Origin of the sequence: Shewanella sp. SM71 (genome assembly GCF_025653905.1) — a bacterium.
In the GTDB taxonomy this organism is placed as follows: domain Bacteria; phylum Pseudomonadota; class Gammaproteobacteria; order Enterobacterales; family Shewanellaceae; genus Shewanella; species Shewanella oncorhynchi.
Window position 1 is genome coordinate 1 of the sequence record NZ_JAKKRW010000053.1, and the last position, 701, is coordinate 701.

Here is a 701-nt window from a genome sequence, read left to right on the forward strand (position 1 = left end):
ACGGCGACAGCGATGCTGGCACCGTCACCGAAGACGGCGATACCGACACCYTGCCAGGCACAGTACAAACGGTGGCCGGCACCTTAACCGTCACCGACGTCGACAACGGCGAAGCGGTMTTCCAAGTGCAAACCAATGTCGCCGATGGCAACTACGGTTTCTTCAGCATTGATGCCGACGGTAACTGGACCTACACCTTAAACAACAGCCACAGCGACGTGCAGTCACTCAAGGCGGGTGAAACCCTGACCCGTGACATCACGGTCACCAGTGCCGATGGCACCGCCAGCCACACCGTGACCATCACCATTGTCGGCGCGAACGATCCCGCTGACATCACRGTCGGTAACGGCGACAGCGATGCYGGCACCGTCACCGAAGACGGCGATWCCGACACCYTGCCAGGCACAGTACAAACGGTGGCYGGCACCTTAACCGTCACCGACGTCGACAACGGCGAAGCGGTATTCCAAGTGCAAACCAATGTCGCCGATGGCAACTACGGTTTCTTCAGCATTGATGCCGACGGTAACTGGACCTACACCTTAAACAACAGCCACAGCGACGTGCAGTCACTCAAGGCRGGTGAAACCCTGACCCGTGACATCACGGTCACCAGTGCCGATGGCACCGCCAGCCACACCGTGACCATCACCATTGTCGGCGCGAACGATCCCGCTGACATCACGGTCGGTAACGGC

The 701-nt window shown here is 59.6% G+C and carries 1 protein-coding gene; it reads left to right on the forward strand.

Annotated features, from left to right (window positions below; translation table 11 throughout):
• On the forward strand, positions 1-701 hold a 701-nt coding region (locus L5L97_RS22805; RefSeq protein ID WP_263187186.1), incomplete at both ends, for a VCBS domain-containing protein.